This window comes from Nocardia glycosmidis (genome assembly GCF_052545115.1).
The window spans coordinates 86177-99185 of the sequence record NZ_JBQWRH010000011.1 but is presented as its reverse complement, the minus strand read 5'-3'; the positions used below and the strand labels follow the sequence as shown (position 1 = coordinate 99185).

Here is a 13009-nt window from a genome sequence, read left to right as displayed (position 1 = left end):
CTGCCGCACCGGCCGGGCGGTGCACCGCACAGGAGGGACCACTCGACATGGACTCGTCAATCGCGGGTACGGCTGTCGCGGAACAGAATTCCGCTATCCAGACAGCCATGACCCAGCTCTTCGGACCTGAAGGCCGACCCGATCCGTACACCCCGGCCCGGGTGCTGCGCGAGGCGGGCCGGCTGCACCAGACCCCACTCGGCCACTATCTGCTCACCCGCTACGACGACTGCGCTGCTGTGCTGTCGACTACTGCGTGGAGTCACGCCGAGGAAGCGGCCATGATGCATCCGACCGTAACGCCGGAAAACGCGCCCGAGGAACTGCCCACCTCGTTCCTCTGGATGGAGCCGCCGGACCACACCCGGCTGCGGAACCTGGTGACCAAGGGCTTCACTCCGCGCATGGTGACCAGGCTGCGTCCGCGGATCGAGGAGCTCACCGAGCAACTGGTCGACCAGGCGCTGGCGGCAGGCGAATTCGACCTCGTCGAGCTGATCGCCTACCCGTTGCCGCTGATCATCGCCGGCGAGCTGATCGGCGTGCCGCCGGACGCCTACGACCAGGTGCATCGCTGGTCGCAGGATCTGGCCCGCGGCTTCGACCACGACTACACGCTGCCCGAGCAAGCGCTGCAGGCGCGCAGCGCGGCCTCGCGCGGCTTCATGGCGTACTTCCGTGAGTTGCTCGACCAGCGTCGCCGCGACCCGAAGGATGACCTGCTCAGCGTGCTGTCGCAGGTGGAGGATCGCGGTGACGTGCTCACCGAGCAGGAGTTGCTGGCCACCTGCATCACCACGTTCGTAGCCGGGCACGAGACGACCGCCAACCTGATCGGCACCGGCATGCTCCAGTTGATGCGCAACCCCCAAGCGATCGACGCCCTGCGCAGACGCCCGGAGTTGACCGCGTCGGCGCCCGACGAACTCTTGCGCCTCGAGCCGTCGGTGCAGATCACCACCCGCGCCGCGACCCGCCCGATCACGCTGGCCGGACATGAGTTCGAGCCAGGCGAAGGCGTTGTGGTGCTGATCAATTCGGCCAACCGGGACGACGCCGCCTACGGGGACCCCGATCGGATCGATGTGGCCCGCTACGCCGATCCGATGAACCCGGCCAAGAAGCACCTCGGGTTCAGCCTCGGCATCCATTACTGTCTCGGCGCACCGCTCGCGCTGCTGGAGATGGAGGTGCTGCTCGACGTGTTGCTGCGGAAGGTCCGCGATATCGAATTGCTGTCGGACACACCGCCCTACAAGCCCAACGTGGTGATCCGCGGGTTGGCGGCGTTGCCGACTCGCTGCACTCCCGCATAGCGGGTGCCCGCACCGGGGCGATCTGCCGCGCCGCCCGATAGTGGTGGCGGGCACAGTCCTGGGCCGGGTCCGGACCTATTCGCCGACCACCTTGATCTGTGCCTGGTCGACCTCGAGGTCCGCCCCGGACGGGTTGCCCTCGGATTTCACGCTGATACGAGCCTTGTCGATACCTTCGGACTCGAGTTCCGCCACGATGTTGTCGCCCCGGGCGCGGGCCAACGATTTGGCCTTCGCGGCGTTCGGATCCTGGGCATAGGTCGTGATCTCTATCTTGGCGTCGTTCCCCCGCAACGGGACCGCGACCGCTTTGATGGTGGCGACGTCTGCGGCGCCGAGGTCGGAGCTACCGCTGTCGAAGGTGATCGGCGCGGTGGCCAGCGCCGCGTTGATCGCGTTCTGGATGGCCTGTTGCGCGGTGTTCAGGGCCGACCCGACGACCGAGGAAGCGGTCGCGCCGATGCTGCTGCGCATGTCGCGCGTGTGTTCGGGGGTCGGCGTCGACTCCGAGCCGTTGTCGGACCCGCACGCCGCGGTCATGAGCAGCACGACGGCCGCAGCGGCAATGGCGGTGACGCTGTTCTTGGAAATCATCGGCCTACTCCTGTAGTCGGTGAAGAATCCCGTGGTGCGTCATTGGCGTGCGATGCCTGGAATTGTCGGTACAAATTCCGCGGAAGCGAACTTCGGTGGCTGCCGGCGCGTGTATACGTCGGTCGATGGCGCCGGTGCTCCGATCCTCGCATAGATGCGTCATCCGGACTCCGTTTCGAACTCGCTCGATATCCTGACTGTGTTCGGCGGGGTATTTCGGGCGCGGGTATTGCTCGAGTCGCCATCATGGTCGCGGTGACGGCGTAGCGTCGAATGGCGGCAGGCTTGCGCTACGTTGCTCGTGATTTACGCTGCTCCTGATCCACTGGACAACCGGCTTCGAACGTGCCGGACGTCGATGCGGAGGGCACTCTCGATGTCGACAGCGAACAGTTCACCCGGGGGATCGGCCGGAGACCGGCGGTGGGTGCTCGGCCGAACGCTGCTGCCACCGATCGTCACCATCACCGCATTGCTGCTGGCGTATTTCTCGCTGCCCTTCACCCGGATCAGCGGCGTGCGCACGGTGGTGCTGCTGCTGTTCGGGCTGTTGGCGGTGTGTGCCGTGGGTGCCTGGCAGATCCGGCGGGTGCTGCGTGCGGGCGACCCGGTCGCGCAGGCGTTGCAGGCGCTGACGGCGACATTCGGCTGCTACCTCGTCGGCTACGCCACGATCTACGCCTTGCTCTCCGCTGCCACTCCCGGCGACTTCAGTGAGCCGCTGACCCGGGTCGACGCGCTCTACTTCTGCGTAACGATTTTCACCACTGTCGGTTTCGGCGACATCGTGGCCACGTCGGAGACGTCCCGTGCTGTCGTGCTCACACAGATGTTCGGCAACTTGGTCCTGATCGGCCTGGTGATCCGGCTGGTGGTGCTCTCTGTTCGTTTCCGTCGGGAACAACTGCACCGATCCGACCTATTCGCCACCGGAAACAGCCGGGAGAAGTGAAACGCCGGCCGGTGCAGGTGCGGCGGGTTTCTTGTGGGCTACCAGTCGACCACGCCGAGTTCGTGGAGCGTGCGGAAGACCATCATCGAGCCGGGCGCGACATGATCCATGGCAGCGTACTGGCGCACGGTGAAGTAGCGCAGCTCGGCGATCTCGCTGGTCGGCCGCGGTTCGCCATCGAGTTCCGCGGTGAAGCAGGTCATGTGCAGCCGGGTACCCGGCGCGTGCCCGTACGCCTCGGCGTGGAATACCCCGAGTTCGGCGCAGGAGACGACACCGACGCCGAGTTCCTCGCGCACCTCACGATGCAACGCCGCCTCCGGCGTCTCCCCGGGGTCGATCTTGCCACCGGCCATGTAGAAGACATCCTTGCCGACCGAGCGCGCCTGCAGCAGACGACGATCCCGGATGTGGGCCAGCGCCGCGGTGCGAATCACCGGCCTACTGTACTGAGTGGCCCGAACCGGGCGTCCGCCGGATTTCGGGCGCGGCGAGACGATGCGCATCGGATGGCTGCCGCGAGATCGTCCAGCAGCATGCGGCGAAGATACTTCGGCGACGCCCTCGACGGCTGACAATCGCGCTATCTCGGCATGTTCGCCTGCCGAATTTGCTGGGGTGGCGGCCCATTTCTCGACGCACGAGTGTGAAGGGTGCCGCACTGGATTTTTCAGCCCCTGTATTCGTTTATGGGCAGTTGATTCGGGTCATTGTTCGGCGACCGTCGGGGCTTCGTGGCAATCGTGCCGTCGAGCGCGCAGCGGCCGGACGCCGCGGGGTTACCTGCTCGGCAGGTGCCGGAGCGCGGTGAAATCCCGCCCCGGGGTCGGCGGTGAAGTCGGCCCACCGGATTGCCCGAGCCGGGGGCCGAATCCGAGCCGCTGGTCTGTCGATCAGAGCTGTGCGGTTTGCTCGGACGGGGGCAGGCCGTCGGCTTGACGGAGGACGTCGGCGACGGACTCCAAGTAGAGCAGGGTGCGCAACGAGACACCGTCCACGGCCCGTCCGAGCCGGCGCAAGGCCGAATTATCCAGGTGCGCAAGGACTTCCGCGTCGTCGGCCTGGCCGGGGCCCGGGTCGAAGCCGAAGTAATTGGGGTCGAGTCCGAACACGTGGGCCAGCCCGGCGCGCGCCTGTTCAGGCAGCGCGGTGTCCTGCCCCCGCCGCACCTGCGTCAGCTGGCCGGGGGCCAGGTCGTACCCAGCGGCGGTCAACCACGATGTGACCGTGTCGTCGGCCAGGGGGCGCCCGTTCGCCCGCTCCCACATCTCGAACGCTAGGTTGAGCCTGGTTGTGATATCGATGTCCACTACCGCCTTCCTTCTGGCGACAACGCCTATTGACGGGTCAAACATTGACTTGACCGTAGCGTGGTAGTGGACAATCGCCGGGATTTCACGGCAAATGTCCGGTTGTATAGGGGGTGGAACAAACTCGATCCCCGGTTAGCGGAGATGCCGATATGGAGGAGTTGTGTGTTGCGGCTGAATTCCGAACAGGCGCGCGAGCGATTTGCGGCGACTCCGGTCGCGCGGTTGGCAACCATTTCGGCGGCGGCACGTCCGCATCTGGTTCCGATCGTGTTCGTCGCCGTCGGCGACACGATCTATACCAGCGTCGACGCGAAGCCGAAGACAACTATGGCGCTGCGCCGGCTGGCCAATATCGCGGCGAACCCCGCCGTTGCCGTGCTCGTCGACCACTACAGTGATGACTGGTCCCAGCTATGGTGGGCGCGCGCCGATGGAGACGCCCGCATCGCGGACAGCGGCGAGGCCGAAGTGGCGAAACGCCGACTGGCTGCCCGCTACCCCGACTACCGAGACCAGCCACCGCCGGGACCGGTGATTGCCATCGAGGTCATACGGTGGTCGGGATGGTCGGCGCGCTGAGTGCCGCCGCCCGCCGCGGACCGTCATAGGTCACCGACAGCAGCTTCGGTCACGTTGGACGGGTGGAATCGACGACGGCTGCGGGCTGTACGGCTCGCAGCCCTCGAGCACCGGCACGGCTGGTCCCGCGCTGATTGCGTGCGTGTCCGGTACAGTCCGAGGCGCCGCTGACGGAGCCGTCGCGCCGAGCCATCCGACGAGAAGACTGCGAGGATCGCATGCCCCCGAATGTCGTGCTGAAGGCCATGAACACGATGCATCGCGCGGTGCTGAAGATCAGCTTCGGGAAGTTCGGCAACGAATTCGGGGGTATGCCGTCGCTCGAACTCACCACCACCGGCCGCAAATCCGGCCGACCGCACGCGGTCATGCTCACCGCCCCGGTCGTCGACGGCGACACCTACGTCGTTGTCGCCTCGCGCGGGGGCGACCCGGTCCATCCGGCGTGGTTTCTGAACCTGCGCGACAACCCGGATGTCGTCGTGTCGGTGCAGAGTGGCCCGAAAGTGCCGATGACTGCCCGGGTGGCGACGGCGGAGGAACGGGCGACGCTGTGGCCTAAAGTCACCGGCGTGTTTCCCGGGTACGCGCAGTACCAGACGAAGACCACGCGGGAGATTCCGCTCGTCCTGCTGACACCGAAGAACTGAGGCGCCCGCCCCACATTCCGTGCTTGCTGAAGCGTTTTCGCTCAGCTACCCGGACGAGGCTGCGGGCGTGCCTGCTCCAGTTGCGCCGCCACTGGGAGAATTGCGGTTTCACCGTTCGTGGGACCGACCAGCTGGACCGACAGTGGGAGCCCGTCCTCCCCGACACCCACGGGCACGGCGGCCGCCGGATTCCCGGCCACATTCCACAGCGCGGTGTAGGCGACCATCGGAATGGAGGCGAGCTGGGCCCGCACCGTGTTCGCGCCGTCGAGTACGCCCAGCCGTGGCGGGCGAATCGCGATGGTGGGGGTGAGCAGCAGATCGCACTCGGTGAAGATTCGATCGACTTTGCGTGTCACCACCTCGCCGCGCCGGATCGCCCATTCGATGACCGGTCTGCGCGCCCACGCGCCGAGCGCGACCGTCTGCTTGGTGCGGCGTTCCAGCAGTTCCGGATGATCCAGTCGGGGCAGCTCGGCGCGGACGCCGCCGTAGAACTGCGGAAAGAAGGCGAACGTCGTATCCGGGTAATCCGGGTCGATCTCCAGCACGGCATGGCCGAGTTCGGCGAGGAGTTTCGCGGTGTCGAGGACCGCGCGCACGTGCAGCGGATCGAGTCTGCCCAGCGGCGTAGGGGATTTCATGCTGTAGCCGATGCGCAGTGGTCGAGCGGGTGTGCGGGCCGCCGCCTCGAACGATATCGCCGGGTCGGGCGCCCGGAACCGATCGGTGGGGGTGCTGCCGCGAATGACGTCGTAGATGATGGCGGAGTCCAGCACGTCGCGGGTCAGCGGCCCGGCGGCGCCCAGCGCCCACCACAGGTGCTCGTTCGGGGCGATCGAGACCCGCCCGCGCTGCGGTTTGAGTCCGAACAAACCGCAGCACGCCGACGGAATCCGGATCGAGCCGCCGCCGTCGCCGCCGATCGCGGCGGGCACCAGCCCGGCCGCCACCGCCGCCGCGGAGCCGCCGCTCGACCCGCCGGTGGAGCGGGTGCGATCCCACGGATTGTGCGTCATCCCGAAGGTGCTGGACTCGGTGAACGGCCACTGCCCGAACTCCGGCATCGTTGTTTTGCCGATGATGATCGCCCCGGCCGCGCGCAGCCTGCGCACCATCTCGGCGTCCGCCGCGGCAGGTGTCGTGTTCGCCCGGCTGCCGAACGTGGTCACGACACCGGCGACGTGGAATTCATCCTTCACTGCGATCGGGACGCCGTGCAGCGGTCCGACCGGGTCCCCCGCGGCACGCTCGCGGTCCCGCTCGGCGGCCTCGGCCCTGGCTTCCACGCGCAGCACGCGGGTGAAGGCGCCGATATCCGCGGCCGCTTCGATCCCGTCGAGCGTCGCCTCGACGAGTTGTCGTGCCGAAACAACCCCCTGTGCCAGCAGTTCGCGCTGCTGGAGCACACCTGACGCGACGACGTCCTGGAGTTCCATCCGCTACCGCTCCTCTCGGCCCCGGTGAGCTGCCACGCATGTCCCCTGGCATCGATTCTCGACACCCCGACCGTAGGTAGTCGAGCGACCATCCCGCAAGGAATACTCGCGGCGAGTCGGTTCGGTTCACTGCGCGTTCGACGAGGTCGGGCGGGTAAACAGCCGATCCACCCGACCATTTCCGCGGCCGGCCTCAGGTCGCCTCGGTGTTTCGCGGGCCCGACCCGGTGGACCCGGCCCGCTCGAGTCCGGCATGCGTGCGCGAGTAGCCGAAATACACGATCAGGCCGACGACCAGCCAGGTCACGAAACGGACCCAGGTCTGCCACGGCAGCGACCAGATCAGGTATATCGAGAACCCGATGCCGATCAGCGGGACGACCGGCATGAACGGCAGCCGGAACTCGCGCGGCTGATCGGGTCGGGTGCGGCGCAGCACGATCACCGCGACCGACACCACGATGAACGCCATCAGGATGCCGATATTGGTCAGCTCGGCCACCACCGTGATGTCCAGCAACCCGGCCATCAGCGCCGAACCGATGCCGACGATCCAGGTCACCCGGGTGGGGACCTTCCGGACCGGATGAGTTTTGGCGAACCATTGCGGCAGCAGGCCGTCGCGGCTCATGGCGAACCACACGCGGGTCACGCCGAGCATGAAAGTGAGCACCACGGTGACGATGCCGACGATGGCGCCGACCGCGATGATGTTCGCGACTCCGGGCTGCCCGACCGATTCGAAGGCGGTGGAGAAACCGCTGGTCGGGCTGATCTCGGTGTATTTCTGCATGCCGGTCAGCACCAGCGTGGCCAGCACGTACAGCACCATGGCGATGGCCAGCGAATAGATGATCGCCTTCGGCAGGTGCTTCTTTCCGTCGGTGGACTCTTCGGCGGCGGTGCTCATCGCGTCGTAGCCGAACACGGCGAAGAAGACCGTGGCCGCGCCGGTCCACACCGCGCCCACGCCGAAGGGGAAATACGGGGTGTAGTTGGAGCTGTCGATGTGGAATACGCCGAGTACTACGATGAGCACGACCAAGGCGACCTTGATGCCGACCGCGACGGTCTCGAACCGGCCGACGCTGCGAATGCCGCGGGACAGCAGCCAGGCCGTACCGAGGCAGAACAGCATCGCGAACACATCGATCACGTGGCCATCGCCCGTGCCGGCGGCGCCCATCAGCCAATCCGGCAACGTGATGCCGACCTGCCCGAGTAAGAACTTGAAATACCCTGATACGCCGATGGCGACCACCGCCGCGACCGCGATGTACTCCAGCAGCAGGTCCCAGCCGATGAACCAGCCCGCGATTTCGCCGAGCGACACGTAGCCGTAGGTGTAGGCGGACCCGGCTTTGGGCACCATACCGGCGAATTCGGCGTAACACAGCGCGGCGGCGGCGCTGGCTACACCCGCGATGAGGAACGAGATGAGCACCGAGGGCCCGGTGACGGAATGTGCGACCGCACCGGCCAAGGTGAAAATCCCCGCGCCGATGATGCCGCCGACGCCGATCGCGGTGAGCTGCCACAAACCGAGTGACCGCGCGAGCCGCTCGTCGGCGGGAGCGGCTTCCTCCTCGATCTCGCCGAGGGGTTTGCGGCGCATCATCTGGCTGCGTAACTGCGCGAGGGACACGGATATCCTTTCGTCCACTGCGGTACGCGCAGACGCGGTAACAAACCCGCAACGCGGTAGGCGCTGCCGATCAAATACCGCGAAATGAGCGCAGGAAGAATGCGATGTTGGCCGGGCGTTCGGCCAATCGGCGCATGAAGTAGCCGTACCACTGGTCGCCGTAGGGCACGTAGACGCGAAGCGTATGGCCCGCCGCGACCAGCCGCCGCTGCTCGGCGTCCCGAATGCCGTGCAGCATCTGGAACTCGAAGTCGCTTCGGGCACGGCCGGTTTCGTGCGCATACCGCAGTGCCTCGTCGATGAGCGCGGGGTCGTGTGTGGCGACCATGGGATATCCCTTGCCTTCCATCAGGACACGCAAGCAGCGCTCATAGGATTCGTCGACCGCGGCCCGGCTCTGATATGCCACGGTCGCGGGCTCGCGATAAGCGCCCTTGCACAACCGGATCCTCGATCCCATACCGGCGAACATCCGGCAGTCTTCCTCGGTGCGTTTGAGGTAGGCCTGCAAGACCGTGCCCAGCCACGGAAAATCCACCCGCAGCTCGCGCACGATCGCCAGCGTCGAGTCGGTGGTGGTGTGGCCTTCCGCGTCGATGGTCACCGAGATGCCCGCGTCTCTCGCGGCGGTGCAGATCTGGTGCGCGTGTTCCCGGGCGATCGCGTACCCGTTCTGCGGCAGCGACTGGCCGAGCGCGGTGAGTTTGAGCGACACCTCGAGCGGGCGCACGGGGTGCTCGTCCGCGGCCCGCAATTCCGACAGCGCTGACAGCAACCGCAGATAGTGCGCGACGGTGGCGCGGGCCTGGTCGAGGTCGGTGGTGTCCTCGCCGAGATAGTCGATCGATACGCAGCGGCCGGAGTGCAACAGCGCTGCCGCCGTGGTCACCGCGGTGTCCTCGGTCTCGCCCGCGACAAAACGGTCGACCACCTTCTTGGTGGTGGGAATGCGGGTGATCGTGCGCTCGATGCGGGGCGAACGGGAGGCCGCCAGCACGGCGGGCCGCAGCAGTCCGGAGAAGGCCATCACAGCTCCTGGTGCGGGTAACGGTGGTCGGTCGCGGGGACGAAGGTTTCCTCGAGCGTGCGAGCGGAAACCCAGCGCAGCAGGTTCTGTGCCGAGCCTGCCTTGTTATTGGTGCCGGAAGCGCGCGACCCGCCGAAGGGTTGCTGCGCGACGACCGCGCCGGTCAGGCCGTACGGCGACCCCTGATCGACCAGGCCGAGCGTGGATTCGAACGCGCCCGCCCTCGAATCGTCGTAGCCGTGCACGGCCAAGATCGGGCCGAAGTATTCGGTGCGGAATGCCGCGGCGTGCCGGTGTGGCTGGACCACCTCGAGCGGTTCGCCCTGACCGCGCCGGTGCTCGCCGCCGATGACATGGTGGATTTCGGTCGGTGTGGCGGCAAGCTGGGTCGGCTTCGCCTGTCGGCGGGCGCGTTCGGTGCTGCCCGGGGCGTTGTCCATGGATTCTCCTGCTGGGTGGGGCGGCCGGCGCGCCTTCGCTCGGCTCGGGCGACGTGCGTCAGTGGCGCCTACTAAGTGGTTTTCCGGTAGGGCGAAGTCAACACCGGAAAACTGCCCGAAGAATGAGCCAGTCGGACAAAGATAGGGCGAGTGCGTTGTCGAGTTGGCCGAAGGATGGGCATGGCCGGGGATGCGGAGTTGGTCGGCACAGAGTTGGTCGGTACAGAGCTGGTCGGCACAGACGTCGATTTGTTCGGCCTGGCGCAGATGATCGCGCAGAACGCGGGCGGGATGGTGTCCATCGAGGACCCGCAGTCGCACGTGCTGGCCTACTCGGCGTCCGACGAATCCGCCGACCAGTTGCGCGTGCTGTCGATCCTGGGGCGGGAAGGGCCGCCCGAGTATCTGAGCGTGCTGCGGAAATGGGGTGTGTTCGACCGATTGCACAGCAGCGACGAGGTGATCGACGTGCCCGCGCGCGAGGAGCTGAACATCAAGCGCAGATTGGCGATCGGCATCCGGCATACCGCGGACTCGGACGCCAACGTGGTGCGCGTGCTCGGCGCGATCTGGCTGCAGCAAGGCGATCGGCCGCTCGAGCCGGACGCGGCCGAGACGCTGCGCGGCGCCGCGGCCATCGCGGGCCGCCTGATCTCCCGCAGCCTCGACGCACCGAGCACCGAGGCGCTGCTGATCCGGCGACTGTTCGGCGCGGAAGGCGGCGCGGTCGACGCGGCGGCCGTGGCGAGGGCATTGAACCTGCCGCCGAACGGGCCCGCCGCGGTGGTCGGGTTCGTCAACACAGCTACCCCGCAAGCCGCCACCGAGCCTACGGTTCTCGGCGGCATTCTTCGCCTGCGCGCCAGCTCTTTTCGCGCGGACTCGGTGATCGCTACGCTCGGTGATCGCGTTTATGTGCTGCTACCGGGTTACCGCTCCGCGCAGACGGTGACCGCCTGGACACGGCAATTGGTCGAACAGTTGGAGACGAAGCGCTCGCTGGCGCTGCGGGCCGCGATCGCCTGCCCGGTCGCCGATCTCGGCCGGGTGGCCGACGCGCGAGCCGAGGTCGATCGCGTTCTCGACAGCACCATCGCGACGAAGCGGCGGGTCACCACCCTCGCCGAGTCGCGGACGGCGGTGCTGCTCGGCGAGCTGCTCGATCTCGTCGGCTCCCGCGCCGAACTGCACGACCCACGCTTACGCGGGCTGCTCGACTACGACCGCAAACACTCCGCCAGCCTGCGCGACAGCGCGCAGAGCTATCTCCGGGAACACGGCGACGTCCGCGCCGCCGCCGCGGCACTGCGCGTGCATCCGAACACGCTGCGCTACCGCATCCGCCGAGTCGAGGAAATCCTGGGCATGAACCTCGGCGATCCGGCCGACCGGCTGTTACTGGAGATCCAGCTCGCACTGCACCGCCGCACACCCGACGATGTGACGATGGTCCGCCCGAAAGGCTGAGCACCACAACGATTTATCGCGCAAACCAGGTCCGGGGAGTTCGCGGAGGCTGCCCGAGCGGCACGGAGTCGATCGCCGGTCTGTCGAATGCCGCGTTTCGAATGACCGCTGCTATGCGTACCGGGTTACGCGCCGGCCCCAGCGGGGGTGCCGGCGTCGTTGTTGCTCTCGGGCGCAGCCTGTTGCTGCCAGGCGTGGGCGGGACGGATCAGGATTTCCAGCGCAAGCAGCGCAACTACAGTGCCGAGCGCGATCCATACCACTACGAGTCCGGTGGGGTAGCGCCAGAACACCAGTAGGAGAGCGGCGATGCCGATGATCGACCACCGTAGCGCCACGCGTGCGCGGAACGCCGACGCCTCCACCACGTTCGGCGGACGCGATCGCCGCAGGTGCTGGATCCGGTCCATACCGCGCCCGAATCCCTGGCGTATCGCGGTGGCCGAGGCCGAATCTCCCGCCAGGTAGGCCCCGAGCGCTATGGCCAAGCCGAGCACGGCGACTCCGCGCAGCGCGGTCCGCAGCGGCACCAGTACCGTGTCGGCGATCACGGTGGCCGCCTGAGTCGACAGTACGTCCGGCGGCATCTGGTCCAGATAAATCGCCCGGGCCACGATCAGCGCGATCGCTAGGATCAGCATGCCCACCACCAGCGCAAGTCCGATGAAGGACAGCGCACGGCGGCGGCGGCCTGCCGGTGCCGCCGCGATCGCGGCCACGGCGACCGCGATCGTCACCCAGGGCAGCACTGCCGCGGCTTTGTCGAGCCAGTCGACCGCTCGTTGGGCCCGGACCAGTTCCGGGGACCGGAACAAAACGAACTGTTTGTCCACGGACGGGATCTTCTCGGCGAAGGTGAAGCCGCGCTCGAGTAGTCGGGCCTTCACGTTGTCGAAGACGGTGCGCAGGGAAAGGGTCACCGTGCCGTTTTCGTCGACGGTTACCGAGGAGGGCCCGACGTGTCCGGTCGCCACCGCTACCAGCGCGGTATGGGCGGCGCGGTTGGCTTGGATCCACAGGTCCTCGAACTGCTCGCTGCGCACGAACGACAGCACGGTCTCGTTCACGAAGCCACGCGCCTGCTGGGTGATGACCGGTGCCAGGCCCTCGACCGCGCGATCCACCCGCGGTCGATTCTGCGCCGCCGGCACCGCCTCGGTCAGCGCGGCCAGCGCGTCCGCGGTCAAACCCTCGATGTCGACGCGGGCGAAGATCTCGTCGGTGACCCTATTGGCGACCTCGCTCTGCAGCACCGGATCCGAACCCAGCGGCGCCACCGTGCTGACATACCGGTTGGTGTCGAGGATCTCGCCGCGTACGAACCGTGCCGCCACCGTGGTGATCGCCAGTACCGCGACCAGCACGGTCAGGATCGCCACGGCGGTCCACCGCCACACATGCCGCGGCGGCCGCGGCGCCGATGGCGGTGCTGCGCGCACCTCCCTGCGCAGCGCGGCGACCTCCGCGCGCAACCGATCGAGCTCGGCGCGTTCACTTCTGTCGAGCCGATCGGGGGGTTTGTCCTCGGGTTTGTCGGAATCCATCGGTATCCCTCACTCCAGGAACAGGTTCTGGCAGTGCGAACGG

Annotated in this window: 12 protein-coding genes and 1 pseudogene; 5 read left to right on the top strand and 8 right to left on the bottom strand. The window is 67.2% G+C overall.

What is annotated here, in order from left to right:
- The first annotated feature begins 47 nt into the window (after nt 1–47).
- A complete protein-coding gene (locus ACT86A_RS15855; protein WP_445092895.1) occupies nt 48–1316 on the top strand; it encodes a cytochrome P450 in 1269 nt (422 codons plus the stop codon).
- 75 nt (nt 1317–1391) lie between these two features.
- On the opposite strand, the gene ACT86A_RS15850 is transcribed toward ACT86A_RS15855, so the two are convergent.
- A complete protein-coding gene (locus tag ACT86A_RS15850; RefSeq protein ID WP_445092894.1) occupies nt 1392–1910 on the bottom strand; it encodes an OmpA family protein in 519 nt (172 codons plus the stop codon).
- A gap of 376 nt (nt 1911–2286) precedes the next feature.
- Between ACT86A_RS15850 and ACT86A_RS15845 the strand changes: the two genes are divergently transcribed.
- Nucleotides 2287–2862: a potassium channel family protein gene (locus tag ACT86A_RS15845; RefSeq protein WP_445092893.1), complete on the top strand. Its 576-nt coding sequence runs from the start codon at nt 2287–2289 to the stop codon at nt 2860–2862.
- A 38-nt stretch (nt 2863–2900) separates the two neighbouring features.
- On the opposite strand, the gene ACT86A_RS15840 is transcribed toward ACT86A_RS15845, so the two are convergent.
- Nucleotides 2901–3299 carry an NUDIX hydrolase gene (locus ACT86A_RS15840; RefSeq protein ID WP_445092892.1) on the bottom strand — a complete coding sequence of 133 codons (399 nt, stop codon included), beginning with the start codon at nt 3297–3299 and terminating at the stop codon, nt 2901–2903.
- A gap of 456 nt (nt 3300–3755) precedes the next feature.
- Nucleotides 3756–4172 (bottom strand): hypothetical protein, encoded by a 417-nt coding sequence (locus tag ACT86A_RS15835; protein ID WP_445092891.1) that lies wholly within the window; start codon nt 4170–4172, stop codon nt 3756–3758.
- 174 nt (nt 4173–4346) lie between these two features.
- Here ACT86A_RS15835 and ACT86A_RS15830 point away from each other — a divergent pair, with 174 nt between their 5' ends.
- Together ACT86A_RS15830 and ACT86A_RS15825 are read left to right on the top strand one after the other, a co-directional pair.
- Nucleotides 4347–4754, top strand: coding sequence for a TIGR03668 family PPOX class F420-dependent oxidoreductase (locus ACT86A_RS15830; protein WP_445092992.1), 408 nt, complete (start codon nt 4347–4349; stop codon nt 4752–4754).
- Nucleotides 4755–4972: 218 nt separating this feature from the next.
- Nucleotides 4973–5404 carry a nitroreductase family deazaflavin-dependent oxidoreductase gene (locus ACT86A_RS15825; RefSeq protein ID WP_445092890.1) on the top strand — a complete coding sequence of 144 codons (432 nt, stop codon included), beginning with the start codon at nt 4973–4975 and terminating at the stop codon, nt 5402–5404.
- Between the two features lie 41 nt (nt 5405–5445).
- Here the strand turns inward: ACT86A_RS15825 and ACT86A_RS15820 are convergent, their stop codons facing one another.
- The 4 genes and pseudogenes from ACT86A_RS15820 to ACT86A_RS15805 all read right to left on the bottom strand — a co-directional run.
- Nucleotides 5446–6843 (bottom strand): amidase, encoded by a 1398-nt coding sequence (locus ACT86A_RS15820; protein ID WP_445092889.1) that lies wholly within the window; start codon nt 6841–6843, stop codon nt 5446–5448.
- A 193-nt stretch (nt 6844–7036) separates the two neighbouring features.
- A complete protein-coding gene (locus ACT86A_RS15815) occupies nt 7037–8488 on the bottom strand; it encodes an amino acid permease (protein WP_445092888.1) in 1452 nt (483 codons plus the stop codon).
- A 70-nt stretch (nt 8489–8558) separates the two neighbouring features.
- Nucleotides 8559–9515, bottom strand: coding sequence for a proline dehydrogenase family protein (locus tag ACT86A_RS15810; protein ID WP_445092887.1), 957 nt, complete (start codon nt 9513–9515; stop codon nt 8559–8561).
- Nucleotides 9515–9796 (bottom strand): annotated as a pseudogene (locus ACT86A_RS15805) (L-glutamate gamma-semialdehyde dehydrogenase); the annotation flags it as partial. The gene ACT86A_RS15810 and the pseudogene ACT86A_RS15805, both read right to left, overlap by 1 nt.
- Before the next feature lie 339 nt (nt 9797–10135).
- Between ACT86A_RS15805 and ACT86A_RS15800 the strand changes: the two are divergent.
- Nucleotides 10136–11422 carry a PucR family transcriptional regulator gene (locus ACT86A_RS15800; protein WP_445092886.1) on the top strand — a complete coding sequence of 429 codons (1287 nt, stop codon included), beginning with the start codon at nt 10136–10138 and terminating at the stop codon, nt 11420–11422.
- Nucleotides 11423–11547: 125 nt separating this feature from the next.
- Here the strand turns inward: ACT86A_RS15800 and ACT86A_RS15795 are convergent, their stop codons facing one another.
- Nucleotides 11548–12966 carry a hypothetical protein gene (locus ACT86A_RS15795; RefSeq protein ID WP_445092885.1) on the bottom strand — a complete coding sequence of 473 codons (1419 nt, stop codon included), beginning with the start codon at nt 12964–12966 and terminating at the stop codon, nt 11548–11550.
- Between the last annotated feature and the right edge of the window lie 43 nt (nt 12967–13009).